The sequence below is a fragment of the Stenotrophomonas sp. SY1 genome, from assembly GCF_021202945.1.
Classification (GTDB): domain Bacteria; phylum Pseudomonadota; class Gammaproteobacteria; order Xanthomonadales; family Xanthomonadaceae; genus Stenotrophomonas.
This window is the reverse complement of record NZ_JAJOYR010000003.1, coordinates 31,813-55,881: the sequence shown is the minus strand read 5'-3', so window position 1 is coordinate 55,881 and position 24,069 is coordinate 31,813. Positions and strand designations below refer to the sequence as shown.

The 24,069-nt window shown below is 65.3% G+C and carries 21 protein-coding genes; 11 read left to right on the top strand and 10 right to left on the bottom strand.

What is annotated here, in order from left to right; translation table 11 throughout:
• The first annotated feature begins 110 nt into the window (after positions 1-110).
• Positions 111-2,021, top strand: coding sequence for a peptidoglycan recognition family protein (locus tag LR961_RS17385; protein WP_232151233.1), 1,911 nt, complete (start codon positions 111-113; stop codon positions 2,019-2,021).
• Positions 2,022-2,347: 326 nt separating this feature from the next.
• On the opposite strand, the gene LR961_RS17380 is transcribed toward LR961_RS17385, so the two are convergent.
• Complete coding sequence (locus LR961_RS17380; RefSeq protein WP_232151232.1) at positions 2,348-4,267, bottom strand: peptidase M61; 1,920 nt, start codon at positions 4,265-4,267, stop codon at positions 2,348-2,350.
• Positions 4,268-4,372: 105 nt separating this feature from the next.
• A complete protein-coding gene (locus LR961_RS17375; RefSeq protein ID WP_232151231.1) occupies positions 4,373-4,774 on the bottom strand; it encodes a helix-turn-helix domain-containing protein in 402 nt (133 codons plus the stop codon).
• Between the two features lie 196 nt (positions 4,775-4,970).
• Between LR961_RS17375 and LR961_RS17370 the strand changes: the two genes are divergently transcribed.
• Entirely contained in the window at positions 4,971-5,978 is a 1,008-nt protein-coding gene (locus LR961_RS17370) for an NAD(P)-dependent alcohol dehydrogenase (protein ID WP_232151230.1), read from the top strand.
• Positions 5,979-6,056: 78 nt separating this feature from the next.
• Here LR961_RS17370 and LR961_RS17365 read toward each other — a convergent pair whose 3' ends face one another.
• Complete coding sequence (locus LR961_RS17365) at positions 6,057-6,962, bottom strand: LysR family transcriptional regulator (protein ID WP_232151229.1); 906 nt, start codon at positions 6,960-6,962, stop codon at positions 6,057-6,059.
• A gap of 125 nt (positions 6,963-7,087) precedes the next feature.
• Here LR961_RS17365 and LR961_RS17360 point away from each other — a divergent pair, with 125 nt between their 5' ends.
• The 4 genes from LR961_RS17360 (at position 7,088) to LR961_RS17345 (ending at position 11,117) form a co-directional block, all read left to right on the top strand.
• The gene (locus LR961_RS17360; protein WP_232151228.1) at positions 7,088-7,954 is read left to right on the top strand and encodes a pirin family protein; all 867 of its coding nucleotides are present in this window, start codon (positions 7,088-7,090) and stop codon (positions 7,952-7,954) included.
• A gap of 97 nt (positions 7,955-8,051) precedes the next feature.
• Positions 8,052-8,741: an isochorismatase family protein gene (locus tag LR961_RS17355; protein ID WP_232151227.1), complete on the top strand. Its 690-nt coding sequence runs from the start codon at positions 8,052-8,054 to the stop codon at positions 8,739-8,741.
• Positions 8,742-8,801: 60 nt separating this feature from the next.
• Positions 8,802-9,443 (top strand): hydrolase, encoded by a 642-nt coding sequence (locus LR961_RS17350; protein WP_232151226.1) that lies wholly within the window; start codon positions 8,802-8,804, stop codon positions 9,441-9,443.
• Positions 9,444-9,698: 255 nt separating this feature from the next.
• The gene (locus LR961_RS17345) at positions 9,699-11,117 is read left to right on the top strand and encodes a TIGR00366 family protein (protein WP_232151225.1); all 1,419 of its coding nucleotides are present in this window, start codon (positions 9,699-9,701) and stop codon (positions 11,115-11,117) included.
• Positions 11,118-11,368: 251 nt separating this feature from the next.
• Here LR961_RS17345 and LR961_RS17340 read toward each other — a convergent pair whose 3' ends face one another.
• Together LR961_RS17340 and LR961_RS17335 are read right to left on the bottom strand one after the other, a co-directional pair.
• Positions 11,369-11,899, bottom strand: coding sequence for a GNAT family N-acetyltransferase (locus tag LR961_RS17340; RefSeq protein WP_232151224.1), 531 nt, complete (start codon positions 11,897-11,899; stop codon positions 11,369-11,371).
• 164 nt (positions 11,900-12,063) lie between these two features.
• A complete protein-coding gene (locus tag LR961_RS17335) occupies positions 12,064-14,046 on the bottom strand; it encodes a UvrD-helicase domain-containing protein (protein ID WP_232151436.1) in 1,983 nt (660 codons plus the stop codon).
• A gap of 162 nt (positions 14,047-14,208) precedes the next feature.
• Between LR961_RS17335 and LR961_RS17330 the strand changes: the two genes are divergently transcribed.
• Together LR961_RS17330 and LR961_RS17325 are read left to right on the top strand one after the other, a co-directional pair.
• On the top strand, positions 14,209-14,931 hold the full coding sequence (locus tag LR961_RS17330; protein ID WP_232151223.1) for a sel1 repeat family protein: 723 nt from the start codon (positions 14,209-14,211) through the stop codon (positions 14,929-14,931).
• An 82-nt stretch (positions 14,932-15,013) separates the two neighbouring features.
• On the top strand, positions 15,014-15,634 hold the full coding sequence (locus tag LR961_RS17325; RefSeq protein WP_232151222.1) for a thymidine kinase: 621 nt from the start codon (positions 15,014-15,016) through the stop codon (positions 15,632-15,634).
• 180 nt (positions 15,635-15,814) lie between these two features.
• Here the strand turns inward: LR961_RS17325 and LR961_RS17320 are convergent, their stop codons facing one another.
• The 5 genes from LR961_RS17320 to LR961_RS17300 all read right to left on the bottom strand — a co-directional run bounded on the left by LR961_RS17320 (position 15,815) and on the right by LR961_RS17300 (position 20,581).
• Positions 15,815-17,416 (bottom strand): glucan biosynthesis protein D, encoded by a 1,602-nt coding sequence (locus tag LR961_RS17320; protein ID WP_232151221.1) that lies wholly within the window; start codon positions 17,414-17,416, stop codon positions 15,815-15,817.
• A 255-nt stretch (positions 17,417-17,671) separates the two neighbouring features.
• Positions 17,672-18,484: a bifunctional DNA-formamidopyrimidine glycosylase/DNA-(apurinic or apyrimidinic site) lyase gene (gene mutM, locus LR961_RS17315; protein WP_232151220.1), complete on the bottom strand. Its 813-nt coding sequence runs from the start codon at positions 18,482-18,484 to the stop codon at positions 17,672-17,674.
• A gap of 42 nt (positions 18,485-18,526) precedes the next feature.
• Positions 18,527-18,994 (bottom strand): hypothetical protein, encoded by a 468-nt coding sequence (locus tag LR961_RS17310; RefSeq protein ID WP_232151219.1) that lies wholly within the window; start codon positions 18,992-18,994, stop codon positions 18,527-18,529.
• A gap of 55 nt (positions 18,995-19,049) precedes the next feature.
• Entirely contained in the window at positions 19,050-19,382 is a 333-nt protein-coding gene (locus tag LR961_RS17305; RefSeq protein WP_232151218.1) for a hypothetical protein, read from the bottom strand.
• Positions 19,379-20,581 carry a fatty acid desaturase gene (locus tag LR961_RS17300; RefSeq protein ID WP_232151217.1) on the bottom strand — a complete coding sequence of 401 codons (1,203 nt, stop codon included), beginning with the start codon at positions 20,579-20,581 and terminating at the stop codon, positions 19,379-19,381. Before LR961_RS17300 ends, LR961_RS17305 begins: the two co-directional genes overlap by 4 nt.
• Positions 20,582-20,707: 126 nt before the next feature.
• Between LR961_RS17300 and LR961_RS17295 the strand changes: the two genes are divergently transcribed.
• From LR961_RS17295 to LR961_RS17285, 3 genes are all read left to right on the top strand, one after another.
• Complete coding sequence (locus LR961_RS17295; RefSeq protein WP_232151216.1) at positions 20,708-21,526, top strand: ATP-binding cassette domain-containing protein; 819 nt, start codon at positions 20,708-20,710, stop codon at positions 21,524-21,526.
• Positions 21,527-21,752: 226 nt separating this feature from the next.
• The gene (locus LR961_RS17290; protein WP_232151215.1) at positions 21,753-22,592 is read left to right on the top strand and encodes a phosphatase PAP2 family protein; all 840 of its coding nucleotides are present in this window, start codon (positions 21,753-21,755) and stop codon (positions 22,590-22,592) included.
• A gap of 190 nt (positions 22,593-22,782) precedes the next feature.
• Positions 22,783-23,907, top strand: a complete 1,125-nt coding sequence (locus LR961_RS17285; protein ID WP_232151214.1) for a glycoside hydrolase family 18 protein — start codon at positions 22,783-22,785, stop codon at positions 23,905-23,907.
• Positions 23,908-24,069: the final 162 nt, after the last annotated feature.

Below are 24,069 nucleotides of genomic sequence, written 5' to 3'. Positions count from 1 at the left end.
GCACACCGCTCAGCACTGCGCGCATCGCAGGTTGAAACCTTCACTTCCGCTGCCGGGCACTCCAGTAGAACGGCAGCCACGGGGGGAATCACAACCAAGGGGTTCACACGATGATGCATCGCCACGCCGCAGTGCTGCTGTCTGCCGTCATCACCAGTCTCGTGACCGCACCAGCACTCGCACAGTCCAGCTTCAACCAGGCTTCGGCCCTGGATGCGCAGTTGAATGCCGAGGAAGCCCGCCTCGCACCACAACGGGCCATGTACCTGCGTTACTTCCAACAGGCGTACCGCCGTTATCCATCCATCCCGGCAGGCACGCTGGAAGCGATGGCCTACGTGCAGAGTCGCTGGTCGAACCTGCAGCCGGCCGCGACGCAGGACAGCGAGCACCTGCGCATGCCACCGTCATGGGGCGTGATGGGCCTGTACGCCGGAGGTGGCTTCGCCAACCAGGTCGAGGAAGGCGCACGCCTGCTCGGCGTAAACGCCGAAGCCGTGCGCAGGCAGCCGGCCACCAACATCCTCGCCGCCGCTGCATTGCTGGATGCACAGATCCGCCAGGACATCCCTGCGGCCGCCAGCACCGCACCATCCGCCGAAGCCATCCGCCCTGCATTGATGCGCTATGCCGGCTTCGCACCTGCTGCCACAGTGGCCACGTTGAAGGCCGGCAGCATCGAGGACTATGCGCGCACCAGTTTTGCCTACGACGTGCTGCTGGCGCAGGACCGCGGCATCAACGACCGCGGCATCGTGGTGCCCGAGCGCGCCATCGCTTGGGAAGAAGCATTCGATGCGCCACGACTGGTGATGCTGCGCGCACCAATGGTGCGGTTGGATGTGGCCCGCGATCGCGTCGAAACGGAAGCCTTCCGCATCGACCCGGTCAGCGAAACCCTGCAGACACGCAGCGCCACGCCGGTCGGTCCATTGACCGATGCCACCATCCAGAGCACCGACTATGGCCCGGCGATCTGGAGTGCGGCGTCCACGTCCAACTACTCCGCCTCCCGCTCGGCCGCGATCAGCGCGGTGACCGTGCACACCACGCAGGGCAGTTACGCCGGCACCATCTCCTGGTTCAAGAACGCCAGCGCGCAGGTCAGCGCGCACTATGTGATCCGCTCCTCCGACGGCCAGGTCACGCAGATGGTGCGTGACGCGCACACGGCCTGGCACGTGGGCAGCCAGAACAGCTACACGCTGGGCATCGAGCACGAGGGCTTTGTCGACAACAGCTCGTGGTACACCAATGCGATGTACGAGGCGTCGGCCGCGCTGGTGCGCAACTTCTGCGCCAAGTACAGCGCGATCAGCTGTACCAGCGCCTACAGCGGCGCGGCCAGCAGCGGTATCAACGTGCTGCCCACCAGCGTCAAGATCAAGGGCCACCAGCACTACAGCGGGCAGACGCATACGGACCCGGGCATCAACTGGAACTGGTCCAAGTACTACTCGCTGATCAACCCCGGCAGCGGAGGCGGCACCACCACCTTCCTCGACCGCTTCGAGAGCAGCGTCGGCCACTTCGACACCAGCCCTAGCTATTCCGGCAGTACCACCGGCATCAGCACCGCCTCCACCACCACGCGTGACTGCACAACGCAGAAGAACGGCAGCTGCTCGCTGCGCGTGCTGCTGAAGGACGACACCGCAAACAGCGCAGCGTGGGAGGTCCGCCTGCTCTCCAGCAGCGGCACGCCGGCCAGCAACACCGCGTTGAACCGCAACAATGGCGTGCTGGGCTTCTGGGTGTGGAGTGGTGGCAGCGGCACCAGCGTGGGTGTCGGTATTGATGACAGCGACGGCACCGAACGTTCGACCAGCAGATCCATCGCGGCCAATGTATGGACGTACGTTTCCTGGCCGCTGAGTGACACTGCGCAATGGAATGCCTGGGTCGGCGGCAATGGCAGCATCACCGCGTCGAGTGTCAAGCTCGATGCGATCTGGATCTATCACGCCAACACCGCGTATGACCTCAACGTCTACATCGATGACGTGCAGATCGGAAACTGACACGCGGTAGAGCGAAACCTGTAGGAGCGGCGTAAGCCGCTCCTACAAGAACGTCCGCAGCTCCGTAGGAGCGGCCTCGGCCGCGAAGCTGGTGGAGCAACAGCTGCCAGACCTTCATGCAGTTGCACAATGCACGCGCGCTTCAAACACGGGCAGCTTCGCGGCTTACGCCGCGCCTACATTGCGCATTTCGTATATCGGGATGCATCCCGGCCAGGGAAACGAAAGCCCCTCACGGTAGAGCGGAGCCACACTCCGCCGGGGCCGTATCGGGAAAGCCCATTGCCGAGCATGGCTCGGCACTACCGTGGCTTCAGCGCGTGCGGTTACTTCTTCGCGCTGAGGATCGGCGTCAGGTAGTCGGTGCTTCCCTGGATGCGCTCCAGCACCGGGTAACGCAGGCCGCCGTGGTAGTTGATGCTCAGCGTGCGATACACGTCCATCTGCTTCACCAGCAGGCGGATCGGCTGCTTCCCCTCCTTCGCCGCACGCACCGCTTCTTCCAGTTCTTCGGCGCTGTACTGCAGGTCGTTGACCGCCAGTACCTGCATGCCGCTGCCGATACCGGCGTTGAACGCGGCACTGTCCCAACGCACTTCGCCGACCTTGCCGCTGCTGTCCAGCGACATGCCCAGCGAATAGATGAAGCTGGCGCCACGGCCCTTCATCATCGCCTTGTAGTAGGCGCTGGGCTTGTCGTTGTAGACCAGCTTCCAGCCGGCCGCTTCAATGCCACCGGTCAAGCCGGCCTGACGGTCCAGCCGCTCACGAAGGAACTGCGACCAGTCAGCGCCGGGCTGCACCTGTTCCAGCGTCGCCACCACGTCTTCGAACGTGTAGGTGTCCGGGCGTTCCCATTGGCCATCGTTGTTGCCGAAGAAGGCCTTGGCGAAATCATCCAGGCTGCGCCTGCCGCCGCTGAGTTTGCGGATGCGCACATCCGCTTCCAGCCACAGCATCTGCCCGCCCTGGTAGTAGTCCTCGCTCATCTGGTAGCCGCGGTACGGCTTGGGTTTGCGGCGGGCGATCACCGGATCGTTGGTGGTGTCGCCGAGCGAACGCCATTCCAGCCCCGGACGGTTGTCGGCATAGGTCGCTGCCACCAGCGCCAAGGCATCGCGCGAGGCATCCAGCGGACGGATGCCCGATCGCGCGGTCAGTACGTTGCCCCAGTACTGCGTCTGGCCTTCGTACACCCACAACAGGCTGCCCTGCATCGGCACGTTGTAGTTGAGCGTGGCCAGGTCGGCCGGGCGCCGGTACTTGCCATCCCACGAATGCGTGTACTCGTGGCCAAGCAGATCGCTGCTGCCGACCTTCGCATCCCAGCCGCTGAAGTAATCGCGGTCTTCGCTGTTCTCGCTGGAACGCTGGTGCTCCAGGCCGATGCCGCCAAGCTGGTTGGTCACCGCGAACAGGAAGTCGTAATGGTCGTAGTGCTCGGCGCCGAACAGTTTGCGTGCCTGCGTCACCAGCGCGCGATGCTGCTGGACATGCTCGGGCTTGGCTTCCAGGTCCTTGGCGCGGTCGGCAAACACGTTCAGCCGCACCGGGCGCGTGCCCGAGGGAGCGAGATCGAACATGCGGTGGTAGCGACCGGCGAACACCGGCGAATCGACCAGGATTTCAAGGTTGGTGGGTGCGTAATGCACGGTGTCGCCGTCACGGCGCGCCACCGTCAACGCACTGGCCGCTTCCCATCCCTGCGGGTAGCGCGCACTGGCCTGGTAGGTAATGGCGTGCGCGGCGTGTCCGGCCGGATACAACACCATCGCGTTCCATTGCAGGTTGAGCATGTTCGGCGTCATCACCGTGCGGCCCTGCGCCGAATCGGTGGGGCTGAGGAACTGGTACTCCATGCGCAGCTCGGTGGCGCCTTCAGGCACCTGCACGTTGAAGGTGTAGACATCGAGCGGATCGCGCATCCATTCCAGGCGCTGGCCATTGGCGGTGATGACCAGGCCGGCGAGTTTCTCGATCTGTCCGGTCGGCGAATGGCTGCCCGGCAGCCAGGCCGGGTAATGGAAGCGCTGCAGTCCGCCGCGCACCGGCACCGTCTGCCGCACCTTGAACACGCGCTGGCCCAAGTCGGTGGCATCCACGTCCAGCAGGATCGTGCCCGGATAGGCGGCCTCGCTGATGGCGACGCCGCGTGCGTCGCTGTTCGGCACGTCCGGTGCCGCGTTCGCCATACCCATGACGGTCATCAGTGCCAGACCCAGCACCGCAGGACGGAGTACACGCATCAACAGGATCTCTCTTTGTGGAAGAGGACCATGATGCGTCGGCATCGCCACGAGGACACGGGCCGTTAGGCATGGGCGTGCTGGTGTCCTCGCACGTTGTCCTGATCAGGCGGTTCCGGCCGCGGCCCGATCCTCGCCATCTCCGGCAGTGCCCGCACACGCCGCCTGCGGCAGCACCTCGTCCTGCTGGGTCCGGGCATAGTCCAGCCCCCACGCGCGCATCGCCAGCAGCACCGGCTTGAGCGTCTGCCCCAGCTCGGTCAGCGCATAGTCCACCCGCGGCGGGACTTCGGCATGGACGGTACGGTGGACGATGCCGGCCTGCTCCAGCTCGCGCAGCTGCAGCGTCAGCATGCGCTGGGTGGCCGATGGAATGGCCCGGCTCAGTTCCATGAAGCGCTTCTTTCCGCCGAGCAGGTTGAACAGCACGATTGGTTTCCAGGTGCCGCCCATGACCGACAGCGTGGTCTCCACGGCGCACCCGCTTTTGTTGTCCAGTCGTCGCATGGTTCCTGTCCGGAGTGAGTGGATGAGGTGTCCGCAGAAGATCGCGGACCCCGGCTGCGTCCATTACTTACATTTTTGATACTACAGTTCAAAAATGTGCGTTATCGCCATCGGGATACTTTACATGCAGGATGCTCGCAGCGGTCTGCGGCAACATGCACCACCGGCTGCCCCTCCCCTCGTCTGAAGGATCCACATGCAAGCCATTCAACTCCAGCAACCCGGCGGACTGGACCACCTGCAACTGGTCGAGCTGCCTGCCCCCGGCGCTCCGGCAGCCGGCGAAATCCAGGTGCGCATCCATGCCAGCTCGCTCAACTACCACGACCTGATGGTGGTGTCCGGCGCCTCGCCCACGGCCGACAAGCGCATCCCGATGGCCGACGGTGCAGGCACTGTCACCGCGGTGGGCGAGGCGGTGACCGAGTTCGCCGTGGGCGATGCCGTGGTGTCGTGCTTCTTCCCCGGCTGGCAGGCCGGGCGCACGCTGCCCGCCGGTTTTGCCAGCGTGCCCGGCGACGGTGTGGATGGCTTTGCCCGCGAGCATGTCACCCTGCCGGCCAGCGCCTTCACCCACGCACCCAAGGGCTACAGCCATGAAGAGGCCGCCACGCTGACCACCGCGGGCCTCACCGCCTGGCGTGCGCTGGTGGTGGATGCCGGCATCCGTGCCGGCGACACCGTGCTGGTGCTCGGCACCGGCGGGGTGTCCATCTTCGCCCTGCAACTGGCCAAGTCGATGGGCGCGCGGGTGATCGCCACCACCTCCAGCGACGCGAAGAAGCAGCGGCTGCTGGCGCTGGGCGCCGATGTCGTCATCAATTACCGGGAGCAGCCGCAGTGGGGTGATGCGGTGCTGGCTGCCACCGGTGGACGCGGTGCCGACATCGTGGTCGAAGTGGGCGGCGCCGGTACCTTGCCGCAGTCCATCCGCGCCTGCGCCGTCGGCGGCCATATCGCGCTGATCGGCGTGCTCACCGGTTTTTCCGGTGATGTGCCCACCACCGAGATGATGATGAAGCAGCAGACCCTCAAGGGCCTGGTCGTGGGCAGCCGCGAGCACCAGCAGGACATGGTGCGGGCGCTGGATACCTTCAGCTGGCGCCCGGTGATCGACAGCCGCTACCCGCTGGCACAGATCGCCGAAGCGTTTTCCCACCAGCAGTCGGGCCAGCACTTCGGCAAGATCTGCCTGTCCTTCTGAGCGCAGCGCCGGCCCTCCCCGCGGCCGGCCGGCGTCAGTCATGGCGCGAGGCCAGGCACTGCCCCGCGCTGCTGGACATCAGCTCTCGTCCAGCGCGGCAAAGCTGTCGGCAAGGTGATCGATGAACAACCGCACCGAGGGCAGCAGGCCGCGCCGCGACGGGAACACCGCATGGATGATCTCCTTCGGTGGCGCCCACTCCGGCGCCACATGCTTGAGCCGGCCATCGTCCAGGGCATCGCGCACGATCATCGTCGGCAACTGCGCCACGCCGACGCCGGCAATGGCCGCTTCGCGCAATACGCTCATGCCGCGGGTGATCAGACGCGGGTGATGCGGCACCTCTGCCGTCGCGCCGTCCGGGCCGATCAACCGCCACAACTGCTCACCCTGCGGTACGCCCAGCGCCAGGCTCGGCAACAGGTGCAGGTCGGCCGGGCCATGCGCCATGCCGCAGCGTTCCAGCAGCGTGGGTGAGGCCACCAGGCACTGCGTGCGTTCGGCCAATACCTTCAGCACCAGTTCGCTGTCTTCCAGCGGCGGCGGGCGCACGCGGATGGCCAGGTCGAAGCCTTCGGCGATCACATCGACGCGGCGATTCGTGGCTTCCAGATGCACCTGTACTTCGGGGCAGCGCGCCATGAAGTCGGCCACCATCGCCGCCACGCGGAAATCCAGCAGCATCGTCGGGCAACTCAGGCGCACCACGCCGCGTGGCTCGGAGCGGGTCATCTCGATGGACTCGGCGGCCGCTTCGGCTTCCACCAGCATCGCGCGGCAATGCGCGTAGAAGGTCTGGCCCACCTCGGTCACCGAAAAATGCCGGGTGGAACGCTGGATCAGGCGCACCCCCAGCCGCTCTTCCAGCAGCGCGATACGCCGGCTCAGCTTGGATTTCGGCTCGCCCAGCGCGCGCCCGGCCGGGGCGAATCCGCCGTGCTCGACCACTTTGGCGAAGTAGTACAGGTCGTTCAGGTCCTGCATCGGGCCACTCCATCGTTCACCAGATAGGACTATGAGACCACTTTTTGCCGTCTACCGGGGGCAGCGTTCCAAACCTATCTTTGCTCCAACGAAAGGCGCAGCCGCGCCGCCAACGGAGCAGAAACATGAAGAAGATCAGTGGCCTCTACAGCGCCCCCCGCCCGCACTGGGTCGGTGACGGCTTCCCGGTCCGTTCGCTGTTCTCCTACAACACGCACGGCCGTCAGCTGAGCCCGTTCCTGCTGCTGGACCATGCCGGCCCGGCCGAGTTCAGCCCCACCGACACCCCGCGCGGGGTCGGCCAGCACCCGCACCGCGGTTTCGAGACGGTCACCATCGTCTATGACGGCGAAGTGGCCCATCGCGATTCCACCGGTGCCGGCGGCGAGATCGGCCCGGGTGACGTGCAGTGGATGACCGCCGCCTCCGGCATCCTCCACGAGGAGTTCCACTCCGAAGCCTTCACCCGTCGCGGCGGCAAGCTGGAGATGGTGCAGCTGTGGGTGAACCTGCCGGCCAAGGACAAGATGTCCACGCCGGGCTACCAGAACATCAGCAATGCCGACATCCCGGTCGTGCCCCTGGCTGATGGCGCCGGCACGGTCCGCGTGATTGCCGGTGCCTTCGGCGGTCAGCACGGCCCGGCCCGCACGCACACACCGATGGATGTGTGGGACCTGCGCCTGCAGCGCGATCACCACACCACGCTGGACTTCGCCGAAGGCCACACCGTGGCGATGGTGGTGCTGCATGGCACCGTGCTGTTCAACGGCAACCAGGTGGCACGCGAAGGCCAGATGGTGTTGTTCGACCGCGCTGTCGGGCAGGTGGAGCTGGAAGCCAATACCGATGCCACCGTGCTGGTGTTGGCCGGTGAGCCCATCGACGAGCCCATCGCCGGCTACGGCCCGTTCGTGATGAACACGCAGGACGAAATCCGTCAGGCGATGGATGACTTCAACTCCGGCCGCTTCGGCCAGATCGCCGCTTGAACCCATGACCGGGCGTAACCGCCCGGTCACTTCCCCGTCGCGCCTGCATTACCGATGCAGCGCGATCGTCCTATCGCTACTCAATGAGAGCCCCGCCATGAATGCCTTCCCGTACGCCGCCAACTTCAATGGTGCCAAGCCGGTAATCGACCCGGACAACGTCGCCATGCTGCTGATCGACCACCAGAGCGGCCTGTTCCAGACCGTGCACGACATGCCGTTCACCACGCTGCGCCGCCTGGCCTCGACCCTGGCCAAGCTGGCATCGCTGGCCAAGATCCCGGTCATCACCACCGCCTCGGTGCCGCAGGGCCCGAACGGCCCGCTGATTCCGGAAATCCACCAGAACGCACCGCACGCCAAGTACGTGGCGCGCAAGGGTGAGATCAATGCCTGGGACAACCCCGACTTCGTGCAGGCAGTGAAGGACACCGGCAAGAAGCAGCTCATCATCGCCGGCACCATCACCAGCGTGTGCATGGCGTTCCCGTCGATCGCGGCGGTGGCCGACGGCTACCAGGTGTTCGCGGTGATCGACGCCTCCGGCACCTATTCCAAGCAGGCGCAGGAAATCACCCTGGCGCGGATGATGCAGGCCGGCGTGGTGGTGATCGACGTGGCAGCGGTGGCCTCGGAGCTGCAGAAGACCTGGAACCGCGCCGATGCCGCCGAATGGGCGCAGGCCTACACGCAGATCTTCCCGAACTACCAGTTGCTGATCGAGAGCTACAGCAAGGCGCAGGAAGTGGTGACCAACCACGAGCAGCTGGATTCGCAGCGCAGCTGATCCGTTCCCCGCACTGCGCGCCGGGTGCGTGCAGTGCTCATCCCAAGAAGGTGCTCTGTCATGACCAGTGAAACCAAGCGTGACCCGAAAGCCGGTGATCTGCTGACCCCGGAAAACTCAGCCCTGATCGTCATCGATTACCAGCCCGTGCAGGTGAACTCCATCGCTTCGATGGACCGCCAACTGCTGGTCAACCACATCGTCGGCGTTGCCAAGGCCGCAAAGGTCTATGGACTGCCGATCGTGCACTCCACGGTCAACGTCAAGACCGGCTTGAACAAGCCGCCGATCCCGCAGCTGCGCAAGGTGTTGAAGGACGAGCCCACCTACGACCGCACCACCATCAACTCGTGGGAAGACGTGGAGTTCCGCAAGGCCGTGGAGGCCACCGGTCGCAAGAAGCTGATCATGACCGCACTGTGGACCGAAGCCTGCCTGACTTTCCCGGCGCTGGATGCACTGCGCGAAGGGTATGAAGTGTACGTGCCGGTCGATGCGGTCGGTGGCACGTCATTGGCCGCCCACGATGCCGCACTGCGCCGCATCGAGCAGGCCGGTGCCAAGCTGATCAGCGTCGCCCAGCTGTTCTGCGAACTGCAGCGCGACTGGAACCGTGCCGACACCGCCAAGCAGTTCATGGAACTGTTCATCAGCACCGGTGGCACGGCCGGCATCCAGTTCGGTTACGACGCGGCAGAGTGATGCAGGAGTGGATGGGGAGCTCAACCGCTACCCCACCCCAGCCCTCCCCTAGGCTTACGCCAAAGGGAGGGAGCTAAAAGCACCACTCTGCGGGCTGATCGAACGGCACGAATCGCCCCCTCCCTTTGGCGTAAGCCTAGGGGAGGGCTGGGGAGGGGTGCTATTGCTGTTGCCATCCCTACTATCCGAAGGTCCAGTTCCAGCGACCACGTCACCGCGCTACCGTCGAGCGGTTGTTCCTCACGGTAGCTCCCCATGCACACCACCCAAGACACCGCCTCGGCGCGTTTCGCCATCCGCTGCGCGCAGTTCGCCGAACGCTGGTTCCCCGATTCGTGGGTATTCGCCGCTCTCGCCCTGGCCGCCGTGACACTGGCCGCGTTGTCGATCGGCGCGCCCGCCACTGACACCGCCAAGGCCTTCGGCGACGGCTTCTGGAGCCTGATTCCCTTCACCATGCAGATGGCCTTCGTGGTCATCGGTGGCTATGTCGTGGCCTCCTCCGGCCCTGCTTCGCGGCTGATCGACCGCCTCGCACGCGTACCGCGCAACGGCCGCACGGCGGTGGCATTGGTGGCCATCGTGTCGATGCTTGCCTCGCTGCTGAACTGGGGCCTGAGCCTGGTGTTCGCGGGCCTGCTGGTACGTGCGCTGGCCCGCCGCACCGAACTGAAGATGGATTACCGCGCCGCGGGTGCGGCCGGCTACCTCGGCCTGGGTGCGGTTTGGGCATTGGGCCTCTCCTCCTCGGCCGCGCAGCTGCAGGCCAACCCGGCCAGCCTGCCACCGTCGATTCTCGCCATCACCGGCGTCATCCCGTTCACCGAGACCATCTTCCTGTGGCAGTCCGGCGTGCTGCTGGCAGCGCTGGTGGTGGTGTCGCTGGTGATCTCCTACGTTACCGCGCCCAACGCCAACTCCGCGCGCGATGCCGCCGACTGTGGCGTGGACGTACACAACGACGTCGCACCGCCCAAGGCCAAGCCCACCCGCCCCGGCGAATGGCTGGAACACAGCCCGCTGCTGATCCTGCTGCTGGTGTTGCTGGCCGCCGGCTGGCTGCTGCATGAGTTCTCGACCAAACCCGCCATCCAGGCGATTTCCGGCCTGAACACCTACAACCTGCTGTTCCTGATGCTGGGCGCGCTGCTGCACTGGCGTCCGCGCAACTTCCTGGATGCGGTGACGCGTGCGGTACCGTCCACCACCGGCGTGCTGATCCAGTTCCCGCTGTATGGCTCGATCGCCGCGATCATGACCACCGTCAACGGCAGCGAAGGCCACAGCGTGGCCCACATCATCTCCACCTTCTTCACCCAGATCGCCAGCCACGACACCTACGCATTGCTGATGGGCAGTTATTCGGCGGTGTTGGGTTTCTTCATTCCGTCCGGTGGCGGCAAGTGGATCATCGAGGCGCCCTACGTGATGCAGGTGGCCAACGACCTGCAATACCACCTGGGCTGGTCGGTGCAGATCTACAACGCCGCCGAGGCACTGCCCAACCTGATTAACCCGTTTTACATGCTGCCACTGCTTGGCGTACTCGGCCTGAAGGCACGCGACCTGATCGGCTTCACCTTCGTGCAGCTGCTGGTGCACATTCCGCTGGTGCTGATCCTGCTGTGGGCACTGGGTGCAACGCTGGCTTATGTGCCGCCAGTGATGCCCTGAAGGCTGCTCCGCTATCCACTATCCCCTCTCCCTCTCCCGCAAGGGCAGAGGGGCTCGGATTCCTGCAAGTTGAAGCATTGCCCGCAATTGCGGCTCTGAAGCCCCTCTCCCCTTGCGGGAGAGGGGTTGGGGAGAGGGCACGAAGCGAAGCCCTCCTGAAATCAGCGACACGAAGCCTTGCCCGAACCCTCATCCGCCCTTCGGGCCCCTTCTCCCGCAGGGAGAAGGGGGTTACATCGATGCCTGAAAGTTCAGTCCGTCCCATCCGCCAACAAAAACAGGAACAATTCCTCATCCTTGCCCGGCAGCGTCACCACACCATCGGTGACGAACCCCAGCTTCTCCAGCAATGCCACCGAACGCGCATTGCCCTTTGAGACAATCGCGCACAGCGTCCTGATCCGCAGCTTGTCGTGCGCATAGGCCACGACGGCACGCGCGGCTTCCAGTGCATACCCCTGGCCGCTGAACTCCCCAAGCAGTGCGTAGCCCACATCCACATGGATCAGGCCATCTCGACGCACCAGTCCGGCGTTTCCCATCCACGCGCCATCGCTGCGGCGTTCGATCACATACATGCCAAAGCCGTGGTTGACGTAGCTGGCGAACGGCCCGTTGCGGATGTAGTCGCGCGCCTGTTCCTGCGTGCGCACACCGCGGTCGCCGATGTACTGGTGGAAGCCCGGCTCGTTGAGCAGCGCCAGCATGCCGGCTGCGTCGGTGTCGTCGTCGCGCAGCAGGCGCAGGTTGAGGCGTTCGGTCTGGATCAAGGGTTGGGGCATTGCCGGGTTCCATGCGGGATGTGCAGGCCGAGCTTACCCCTCCCCGGCCCTCCCCTCCGCCTGCGGCGCAAGGGAGGGAGCAACGCGGCACACGTTGACCTGTCCGACCGTCATGATCCGCCCCCTCCCTTGCGCCGCAGGCGGAGGGGAGGGTTGGGGAGGGGTCAGTCAAACAGCGCCTGGATCGCCGCCAACCCCGCCTTCGCGCGCTCCTGCTTGTGCGCGGCATCGGCCACCGGGTCGGCGCCGTCGCGCTGGATCTCGCTGGCCGGCAACTCGTCGAAGAAACGACTCGGCTTGAGCCGGATATGCTCGCCGAACTTGCGGGTGAGCCGGCTGAAACTCATCCACAGCTGGATCTTGGCGCGGGTGATGCCCACGTACAGCAGCCGTCGTTCTTCCTGCAACGTGCCCTCGTCCAGGCTGACCTGGTGCGGCAGCACGCCGTCCTCGCAGCCGACGATGAACACATAGGGAAACTCCAGGCCCTTGGACGCGTGCAGCGTCATCATCCGCACCTGGTTGCCGCCGTCGTCCTTGTCGTTGCGCGATATCAGCGCCAGCTGCGCGGCCATGTCGGCGGCGCTGGCACCACGCGGACCGCTCTCGAACCACGACGCCAGCTCCTCGATGTTGTTGGCGCGGCGCTCGTAGCTGGTGGTGTCCTTGGCCTGGTTGCGCATCTCGGCCAGCAGGCCCGAATCCTTGGCGACACGGCGCACCAGATCACCGGAGGTCATGTCGCGCATGTCCATGCGCAGCGCGCGCAGGATGTCGGTGAACTTGCTCAGGCTGTTGGCCGCACGCGGTGACAGCTGCGCCAGTGCGCCCATCACCTCGGCGGCCTGCGCCATCGGCATGTCCTTCTCCGATGCCAGCTCGGCCAGTTTGGCCAGCGTGCTGGCACCGACATCACGCTTGGGCGACTGCACCGCACGCATGAACGCGGTGTCATCGTCCGGATTCACCAGCAGCCGCAGCCACGACAGCGTGTCCTTCACTTCCTGCCGTTCCAGGAACACCGTGCCACCGTTGAGGTGATACGGCACGCCTACCAGTTGCATCGCCTTTTCCAGCGGACGCGACTGGAAATTGCCGCGGAACAGGATGCAGAAATCACTCCACGGAATCTTCCTGTTGGTCGCCAGGAAATGGATTTCCGATGCGACCTTCTCCGCTTCGTGCTCGCTGTTGCGGCACTCCCACACGCGGATGCGCTCGCCATCGGCCTGGTCGGACCACAGCGTCTTCAGATGCTCGTGCGGGTTGTGTGCGATCAGCGCGTTGGCCGCGCGCAGCACGCGGTTGGAACAGCGGTAGTTCTGCTCCAGCTTGATGATCTTCAGTTCCGGGTAGTCCTGCGCCATCTGCTGCAGGTTTTCCGGATTGGCACCACGCCAGGCGTAGATGGACTGATCGTCATCACCCACGCAGGTGAAGTTGCCGCGCGGCCCGGCCAGCTGCTTGAGCAGCCGGTACTGGGCGTCGTTGGTGTCCTGGCATTCGTCCACCAGCAGGTAGCCGATGCGCTCGCGCCAGGCCAGGGCGATGTCCGGGTTCTCTTCCAGCACCTGTACCGGCAGCCGGATCAGGTCATCGAAGTCGACCGCGTTGAACGCGGTCAGGCGCGCCTGGTACAGCTCGTAGACCATCGCCGCGTTCTTCTCGCGGCTGCTGCGCGCCGCCGCCATCGCCTGCTCGGGCGAGAGGCCGGCGTTCTTGGCGCGCGAGATCAGGTTTTTCATGTCCTCGATGTCGTCGGGCTTGGCCTGGCTGCCGCCCAGCAGGTCCTTGATCTGCCCGGTGGCGTCGTCGGCATCGAAGATCGAGAAGCTGCGCTTCAGCCCCACCTGTTCATGTTCGATCTGCAGGAATTTCAGCCCCAGCGCATGGAACGTGCAGATGGTGACCTCGGCCGCATCCTCGGCGCGCAGGCGCTTGGCCACGCGCTCGCGCATTTCCTTGGCGGACTTGTTGGTGAAGGTGATCGCCGCGATGCGCCGGGCGGGGTAGCGGTTGCTGCCGATCAGGTGGGCGATCTTCTCCACGATCACGCGCGTCTTGCCACTGCCTGCACCGGCCAGCACCAGCAGGGGACCTTCGGCGTGTACCGCCGCAGCGCGTTGGGGGGGATTGAGGGAGTCCAGCATGAGGTGGTTTCAGTCGCAGGCAGGCAGTGTAAGCCATCGCCGCCGAGCCCCCCACCATCGTTGCGGGAGGGCTGCTGTGTACGCATTGAGCTTGGTGAACGGTTGTAAAAGCCATATTCAGGTGCTGGAATGCGCCACACAGTCATAAGGATCGATGACATGCGTAACTCATGGGTCGCCGTATTTCTCACGGGGCTTGTCGCGCTACCCGCGCTGGCTGCGGCGTCGACGGAAGATGCCTGTCGCAATTTGTCGTCAAAGCCCATTCCGGCCGAAATAATGACCGCTGGTTTCTATGACGCCCACCCGGACATGCGTTGGCGGAATGCTGCGCTGGAAGCCTACAAAAAACGCAATTACTCCAAGGCGCTTCGGGACTTCAAGCGCGCCGCGAACTATGCGGACAAATTCTCCCAGCTCATGGTCGCCCACATGTACTGGGAGGGCCTTGGAATCGCTGCCGATCAACCACTTGCCTATGCTTGGGTGGACCTGGCAGCCGAGCGCAACTACCGCAATTTTGTTGCTCAGCGCGAAGCCTACTGGGCACAACTCGATGAACAGCAACGTGCAGAAGCTGTGCATCGTGGGCAAGCGGTTTACGCCCGATATAGCGACAGCGTTACCAAACCAAACCTGGAGAGGGAGCTGCGCCTGGCAACCCGGAGCATGACGGGAGGCCGTACAGGCCTGGTAACCGGAGCCCTGTATGTCACAGATGTAAATGGCAATGACATCTCCGGATCGGTGTACTACGACCCGACCTATTACCGACCCGAAATGTATTGGTGCGACCAGGACGCTTATTGGTCCCGGCCGATGCGTTCCAATGTGGAGGTTGGCCCACCACAAACTGCCTCGCCGGACGTCGACACGCCCTGAACGATCGACACAACAACAGTACTGCCCCTTGCACCCGCATTACCGGTCGGCACCCGCTTGCGTTGCCGCGTTAAAATGCGGCATGGCAAAGCTCTATTTCTATTATTCGGCGATGAACGCCGGCAAGACCACCACCCTGCTCCAGTCCGCGCACAACTACCGTGAGCGCGGCATGCGGGTGGCCCTGCTGACCCCGCGCCTGGACCACCGTGCCGGCACCGGCGTGGTCGCCTCGCGGATCGGCCTGCAGGCCGAAGCCACCGCGTTCGAGCGCGATACCGACCTGCAGAAGCTGATCGAACGTGACATCGCCCAGCACGGCAAGCTCGGCTGCGTGCTGGTGGACGAGGCACAGTTCCTGAGCAAGGCACAGGTGTGGCAATTGTCCGAAGTGGTCGACGAACTGCGCATCCCGGTGCTGTGCTACGGCCTGCGCACCGATTTCCGTGGCGAATTGTTCGAAGGCAGCCAGTACCTGCTGGCCTGGGCCGACGAGATGCAGGAGATCAAGACCATCTGCCACAGCGGCAAGAAGGCCACGATGACCGTGCGCGTGGACGAGAACGGCTTTGCCGTGCAGGACGGCCCGCAGGTGGAGATCGGCGGCAACGAGCGTTATGTGTCGGTCAGCCGCGCCGAGTTCAAGAAGATCACCCGTGGCGAAGGCCGGATCGACCCGATGCAGGCGCCGCTGCCGTTGTGAGGTGATGTGCGGAGGGCAGAAGCGTTAGCCCTCCCCAACCCTCCCCTTGGCGATGCCAAAGGGAGGGGGTGGTTTCTGCAGGTCGGTCGAATCACAGTGAAGCCCCGCTTCTGCTCCCTCCCTTTGGCGCAGCCAAGGGGAAGGTTGGGGAGGGGTGCTTCAAGCAGAGACTCAAGCCAATCAATACAGCGTCCGCTCCGGCGCGCCCGCTGCCGGCGGGGTGTACTGATACAACCACGTCTCGGTCAGGGTCTTGCCGCCGCTGCGCAGGTACAGGCGGATGTCGATCTGGTCGTAGCTGCCTTCCGGCGGCACCAGGTCGAACATCGCGCGGTAGCCCTTGATCTCGCGCAACGGCCGCGCCGAGACGATCTCGACCTTGCCGCGGCTGGTCTCCACCACTGCTTCCACTTCGCCCTTGTCGATCAGGCTGGCCAGCTCGCCGCCTTCGAAATCCACCGCGAAGCGCCATGAGAAATACTCACGCTTCTTGCCGATGATCCCGCCCAGGCCGGTGCGGCTGGCCACGCAATGCGCCAGCGGCGGCCGTGCCGGCGGTTCGGCGCCCCAGTACAGGCGATAGCCGACCAGCAGCTCCTGGCCCGGCTGCGGCTTGGCCTTGGGGTTCCAGAACGCGACGATGTTGTCGAAGGTTTCATCAACCGTGGGAATCTCCACCAGTTGCACCGAACCCTCGCCCCACTGCCCCTTCGGCTCCACCCACAGGCACGGGCGCTTCTCGTAGAACACGCCGTCGTCCTGGTAATGGTCGAAGTTGCGGTCACGCTGCAGCAGGCCGAAACCACGCGGGTTGTTGTCCACGAACATGTTGAAGCGCAGGTGCGCCGGGTTGCACAGCGGCCGCCAGATCCACTCGCCGGCACCGGTCCACATCGACAGGCCGTCGGTGTCATGGATTTCCGGGCGCCAGTCCCAATCCATGCGGCGGTCGTTCTCACCGACCTGGTACATGCTGGTGCACGGTGCGATGCCCAGGCGCTCGATTTCCTTGCGCGGGTACAGGGCGCTGTCGATGTCCATCAACAGCACGTCGCCGTTGGTGATCGCAAAGCGATACGCGCCGGCCACGCTGGGCGAATCAAGCAGGCCGTAGACGATGATCGTGTTCGAATCACCGCTGGGCTGTTCCAGGTAATAGGCGATGAAATCCGGAAACTCTTCCGGCTTGCCCATGCCGGTGTCGATCGCCAGGCCGCGCGCGGATTGGCCGTACTGGCCTTCCTTGCCGACCGCGCGGAAGTAGCTCGCGCCAAGGAAGGCGGCGAAGTCGCGGTCGGTATCGGCACGGGTGTTCAACCGGAAGCCGGCAAAGCCGAGGTCGGCCGGCAGGCGCTTGCCGTGGATGCCGCTCTTGCCGTAATCGAAGGCTTCACCGTCGTAGGCCAGTTCCTGTGCCTTGCCGTCGGCCACGTCGAACATCCGCACCGGCGAATGGAAGTACAGCCCGAGGTGGAAGAACTTGGCCTGGAACTTGCCCGGCTGGTTGGCCCACAGCGCGTGGTCCTGGCGGTAGCGGATGGACTGGTACTGGTCCCAGTCCAGCGCTTCCAGCTCGGCCGGAAGCACGCGCTTGTGGCTCTGGTACGGCGCGGCGGCCAGCGCGCGGGCCTGGCCCTTCAGCGCGGCGAAATCGAAAGGCTGCGGTTGGCCGATACGGCGCAGGCCCAGCTGTTTGTCGGCGGCGGCACAGGCCGGCAGCGCCGGAATGCCGAAAGCGGCCAAGGCCAGCGAGGCGCGGCGGAGGAAATCGCGGCGTTGCATGCAGTCATCCGAAGCGGGAGGTTGCGCATGATAGGCATACCGTCACTAACTCGGGAGTGAGTGGCTGGGGGATTCAAAGCAGAGCAACGGCACCCCTCCCCAGCCCTCCCCTGCTGCGCAAGGGAGGGATGGTTCCTGCGGGTCAAGCGGATCGCAGCGCAGCCATGCTTTTGCCCCCTCCCTTTGGCGAAGCCAAGGGGAGGGCTGGGGAGGGGTGCCGTTGCCCTGCTTCTGCTTCTGCTACCGCCACCACTGTCAGCGCTGGCAGTACCCGCACCACACCGTCGCCCGCTGGCCGATGCTGGCGTAACGCAGCAGCCGGCCACACTGCTTGCAGTTCTCGCCTTCGCGGCCGTACACCAGCAGCTCCTGCTCGAAGTAGCCCGGCGCACCGTCCGGGCTGATGAAATCGCGCAGCGTGGTGCCACCACGGGTGATGGCGTGGCCGAGGATTTCCTTCACTGCGTCGCCCAGGCGTTGATAGCGCGCCCGCGACACCTTGCCCGCCTCGCGCAACGGATTGATGCCGGCCATGAACAGGCTTTCGGCCGCATAGATGTTGCCCACGCCGACGACGATGCGCTGGTCCATCAGGAAGGTCTTCACCGATGCGCTGCGGCCACGGCTGCGATGGAACAGGTAGTCGCCGTCGAACACGTCGTCCAGTGGCTCCGGACCAGGATCGCGCAGCAGCTCGTGCGTCTCACCGGCGGGCTGCCACAACAGGCAGCCAAACCGGCGCGGGTCGTTGAACCGCAGCAGGCGGCCATCCTCCAGGCTGATGTCGACATGGTCATGCGCGCGCACCGGCGTGTCGCCGGGTAGCACCCGCAAGCTGCCGGACATGCCCAGATGCAGCAATGCGCTGCCGGCATCGGTATCCAGCAGCAGGTACTTGGCACGACGGCGGATCGCTTCGATGCGCTGGCCCGGCAGCTGCTGTTCGATCTCCGCCGGGATCGGCCAGCGCAGGTCCGGGCGGCGCAGGATCACGCCGTGGATGCGCCGCCCTTGCAGGTGTGGCTCCAGGCCTCGGCGGGTGGTTTCTACTTCGGGGAGTTCTGGCATCGCTCAATCCTGATGATTACGCCCCCGTAAAACCGGGCGGGCTTACTCGCTGGCGCGCAGGCAACCAAAGCCACGCACGCGCATTTCGAAAGGCTGCACATCCACCGTCGCGTCGGCGCCATCGGCAGCCTTGCCCATCACCATCACCGAGCATTGCCCGCCACGCGATGGCTCCAGGCCCTGCAACACCCGGTACTGATGGCCTTCCTGCGGGGTGAAAGCGAAGGTGACCGTACACGTCTTGCGGCCATCCCGGATCTGCACATCCATATGCGCCTTGCGCTGTGCATGCACGCGCAACGTTTCGGCGCCGGTACGGCCGATATAACAACCGTCCTCGTTGAAGTTCAGCGCGCCCACGATGCCAAGTCCGGGATCGATGCTCACCTCGGCCGCCGGCTCGCCTTCCACCGGTTGCACATAGGGCTTGTTGCCCAGTGAAAACGCCAGCGCCATGACCGGCGTGGCGAACAACGTGGCGGCCACAAGCGGCGCGAAAAACGGCTTCATCCTTGATCCCCTGCATGCATGACGGGCGCCATTCTGATCGCAGGCTGCCGTTGCATCAACGCGGTGGTGCCATCAACTCGCGGGCACTCAGGTAACCATCGCTGTCGGCATCCTGCCGGGCAAAACGCGCCAGGATCACCTGCCGCTGCTCCTCGCGGGTGATCGGCTTGCCACGTCCGCCTGGCTGTTCCGCTGCCTCAAGCACGCCGTTGCCATTGCGATCCATGCGGTCGAATGCATAGAACATCCACTGCAGGTATTCGTCCGGGCTTACCCGGCCATCGGCATCGGCATCCATCCGCTGCAGGTACGCAGTGGTGTCCTGTACCTGCGCGGCTACTGGCAGCGCCACCAGCAGCAGGCCAGCGGCGATCAAGCGGCCGATCATGCGCCGCTGAGCGAGTAGCCCTTCAGGCGCGCCGCATAGGCCTGCAGCGCGGCACTGCCGCTGGCCTCTGCTTCCTGGCACCACTGTTGCAGCTGGCGCAGGCGCTCGGCCGCGTCGTGGCTGCGGGCTTCCAGCAACGCCGACAGCCGCGCGCGGTGTTCGACCAGCTGCTGGATGCGCGGGCGCTGCTGCACCCATTGGTTCAACTGTTCGCGGCAGGCCGGCTTGAGCCAGCGACCGTCATTGACCAGGCCCTTGCGCATGCGCCTTGGCAACAGCTTGCGCAGCTTGGCGCCGGCAGCGGCGGCTTCTTCCTTCAGGGCCGGTGCGAACACGTTGCGCTGGTAATCGGTCATGGCCTGGAAGCGGTGCGACAGCAACGCCTTGAGCGTGTCGGCATCGGGCACGGCGATGTTGGGGCGGATGTCCATGGTCGGCGCCACGCGCAGCACCTTGGCCAGACGCAGCATCTGCAGCAGGCGGATGGCCTGCCAGCCGATATCGAACTCCCAGCGCCGCATCGAGAACCGTGCCGAACTCGGGAAGGCATGGTGGTTGTTGTGCAGCTCTTCGCCGCCGATCCACAACGCCCAGGGCGTCAGGTTGGTCGAGGTGTCGGCCGATTCGAAATTGCGGTAACCCCACCAATGGCCCAGGCCGTTGACCACGCCCGCCGCCCAGAACGGAATCCACGCCATCTGGATCGCCCACAAGGCGATGCCCGGCAGGCCGAACAGCACCGTGTTGACCGCGAACAGCAGCACCGGGCCAAGGTTGGCATGCGGGGTGTACACGTGGCGCTCGACCCAGTCCTCCGGCGCACCGCGCCCGTACTGTTCGATATCGGCACGCTGCGCGCGCGCTTCGCGGTACAGCTCCACGCCGCGCCAGAACACCTGGCCGATGCCCTTGGTGACCGGGCTGTGCGGATCGTCCTCGGTTTCCACCTTGGCGTGGTGCTTGCGGTGGATGGCCACCCACTCGCGGGTGATCATCGAGGTGGTCAGCCACACCCAGAAACGGAAGAAGTGGGAGATGACCGGATGGAAATCCACGCCGCGATGGGCCTGGCTGCGGTGCAGGTACAAGGTCACCGCGAAGATGGTGAGCTGGGTGAACACCAGCAGCACCGCCAGCATGCCCCACCAGCCCAGGCCGGCAATGCCACCGGTGAGAAACGTGAGCAGCGCTTCGGACATTGCAGAACTCCAGGCAGGTCGGTGCCAGATGAAACCAGTGCTACACATGATGGGGCCTGCCGCTGCAAACTTCATCCGCCCGCGGCTCATCCGTTGGTCGAATCCTCAGCTGCCTTTCACATCTGAATGTCCATTGCCCCGGCCGCCATCGCGGCACCCTTGATCGAGCTGAACCATGCCTGCGTCGTGCGCGGCCAGGTGCGCGTCCTGCATGAACTGAACCTGCGCATCGAGCAGGGCCAGCACACCGCCATCCTCGGCCCGAACGGCTGCGGAAAGTCCTCATTCATCAAGCTGATCACGCGCGAGTTGTATCCGCTGGCACGCGCCGATGGCCCCGTGCCGGTGCAGGTGCTGGGGCAGACCCGCTGGCAGGTGGACCGGCTGCGCTCGCAGCTGGGCATCGTCACCGGCGACCTGTCCAGCAACCTGGCCGACATGCCGGGGCTGAGCGTGGAGGAGGCGGTGATTTCCGGCTTCTTCGCCAGCTACGTGGTGCCGGCGCACCGTGACGTCACCGAGGCCATGCGTCAGCGTGCCCGCGAGGCGCTGGGGCTGGCCCGTGCCCTGCCGCTGCTGGGCCGCAGCTACGCCGAACTGTCGGCCGGCGAGACCCGCCGCGTGCTGATCGCCCGCGCCCTGGTCAACCAGCCCAAGGCGCTGCTGCTGGACGAGCCCTCCACCGGGCTGGACCTGATCTCGCGCCAGCACCTGATCGACACCATGCGCCACCTGGCCCAGCAGGGCATCACCCTGGTGCTGGTCACCCACCACATCGAGGAGGTGATTCCGGAAATCGCCCGCGTGGTGCTGATGAAGGGCGGGCGCATCTTCGCTGATGGCCCGCGTGAGGAGCTGTTGCGCTCGGCGCCGCTGTCGGAGGTGTTTGGTGGCCCGATCGAAGTGCGCGAGGAAGCCGGCCGGCTGACGGCCTGGGTGGAATGAGGGAACCGCACCCCTCCCCAACCCTCCCCTGCGCCCTCGGCGCAAGGGAGGGGGCAAACAGCCGCAGCCTGATGCTTCCGCCGATCACGCGATCTTCCCCCTCCCTTGCGCCGAAGGCACAGGGGAGGGTTGGGGAGGGGTGCATTGGCTGACTAATCCCCACACACAGTCCCTAGTCCATGATGCGATGATGCCGGCCCGTTCCGCCGTCCCTGTCGTCCCTGCAATGTCACGTATCCGATTCCCGCTGCGCCTGACCGCAGCCCTGGCGCTGGCCGCCGCGCTCGCCGCCTGCTCCAGCACTCCTTCCTCCTCCCCTGCCCCCACCGCCGACGCCAAGCACGGCGTGAGCGGCTACCTGCATGGCGATGCCATTCCCGACAGCCTGGCACTGAGCCCGGCCCCGCCGGCCGCAGGCTCGGCCTGGGCACAGCTGGACGAAGCCGTCGCCCGTGAAGCCATCAGCATGCGCGGCAGTGCGCGCTTCCAGCAGGCACATACCGATGCCGACCTGAAGTTCCCGGCCGGGGCCGACCAGTTCAGCTGCGCGCTGGGCGTCCCGGTCACCGCCAAACACGCGCCCACGCTGTATCGCCTGCTCGAACGCAGCCGCATCGATGCGAGCGCGGCCACCAAGGCGGCAAAGACCCATTACCAGCGCCCGCGTCCGTTCATGGTCAACAACGCGCCGACCTGCACCCCGGAAGACGAGGAAGGCCTGCGCAAGAGCGGCTCGTATCCGTCCGGGCACACCGCCATCGGCTGGGCCTGGGCGTTGATCCTGGCCGAAATCGCACCGGACCACGCCACCGCGCTGCTGGAGCGTGGCCGCAACTACGGCCACAGCCGTCTGGTCTGCAACGTGCATTGGTACAGCGATGTGCAGCAGGGCCGTTTCATGGGCGCGGCCACGGTGGCGCGCCTGCATGACAACCCGGAGTTCGTCGCCGACCTGGCCAAGGCACGCCGCGAGCTGGAGCAATCGCGCACGCTGGATCTGCCAATGCCGCGTGACTGCGCTGCGGAAACCGCGGCACTGACTTCCAACATCTCCGAAGCGCGCTGATACCGCGCGGCCCTCGCGTTGTTGCCGGATGCTGTTCCCGCAACAACGCGGCAGGGCCTTGCGCAACCCGATGCCGCGCATGGCAGTGCAGCGCGCGCACCCGCCGCAATTGGTTTCCAACGTCACCGCACGCGCGGCCAGCATGGCCCTGCCGCTACAGTCCGGGATTCCACATGCACAAGGGAATCCCATGCCTGCACTTCTTCGACGCCCTCGCCTGCGGGCACTGCTGGCAATCACGCTGCTCGGCCTGGCCACCCTCGCCCACGCGCGCACGCCACGCGTGATCGGCTACGTGATGGACGGCCCCGCACCGTTGCAGCTCACCGCCGAAAAATTGGATGTGGTGAACTTCGCCTTCGCCGTGGTGCGTCCGGATGGCAGCGTGTACCTGCCCGACAACGTCGACCCGGCACGCCTGCATGCACTTGTCGGCAAGCGCGCGGACAACCCGTCGCTGCAGATCGTGCTATCGATAGGCGGCTGGGGCGCCGGCAACTTCTCCGAAGCGGCCGCCAGCGATGCCGCACGCACCCGCTTCATCGACAGCAGCGTTGCGCTGATGCACCAGTTCAAACTGGATGGGCTGGATATCGATTGGGAATACCCCACGCTCGGTGACGCCGACATCAGCCACAGCCCGGATGACCGCCAGAATTTCACCGTGCTGCTGGAACAGCTGCGCGCGCGTCTGGATGCCGAGGGCCAGGGCAAGCGCCACTACCTGCTGACCATCGCCGCCGCCGAAGGCCGTGCCGCCGCCGGCCTGGAACTGCCGCGCATCGCCAAGTCGCTGGACTGGATCAACCTGATGACCTACGACTTCTACGGCAGCCTGACCAAGACCACCGGCCACCATGCCGGCCTGTCGGCCTCGCCGTTGGCCACGGTCGAAGGCCGTACCACCGAAGGCGCAGTGAAGTACTTCCTCGATGCCGGCGTGCCGGCCGAAAAGATCAATGTCGGCGTACCGTTCTACGGCCGCACCTTCGGTGACGTCGGCAGCGCCAACCAAGGACGCTTCCAGAAATTCAGCAGCGAAGGTGGCTTCATCTCCTGGCGCGACATCGTCCATACCCGCCTGAACAATCCGGACTGGGAACAGCATTGGGACGAGCAGGCGCAGGTGCCGTGGTTGTGGAACCCGAAGGAGCGCCGCATGGTCAGCTACGAGGACCCGCGCTCGCTGGCCCTCAAGGCCGAGTACGTGAAGCGCAATGGGCTGGGCGGCATCATGTACTGGGAACAGCGCCAGGACGACAACGAGCAGCTGCTCGACGTACTGCACAAGGCGCTGCACGACGCACAACGGTAGTGCCGAGCGATGCTCGGCAAGCGGCTGCCTCGGCAGGACATCGCACCCTCACCCCAACCCCGCTTCCGGCGGGAGAGGGGCTACAAAAGCGCAGCACGGCTGCGCTCTACCGGAAAACAGAAAGGGCGCGGAGTTCCGCGCCCTTCCTGTTTCATCCATCAC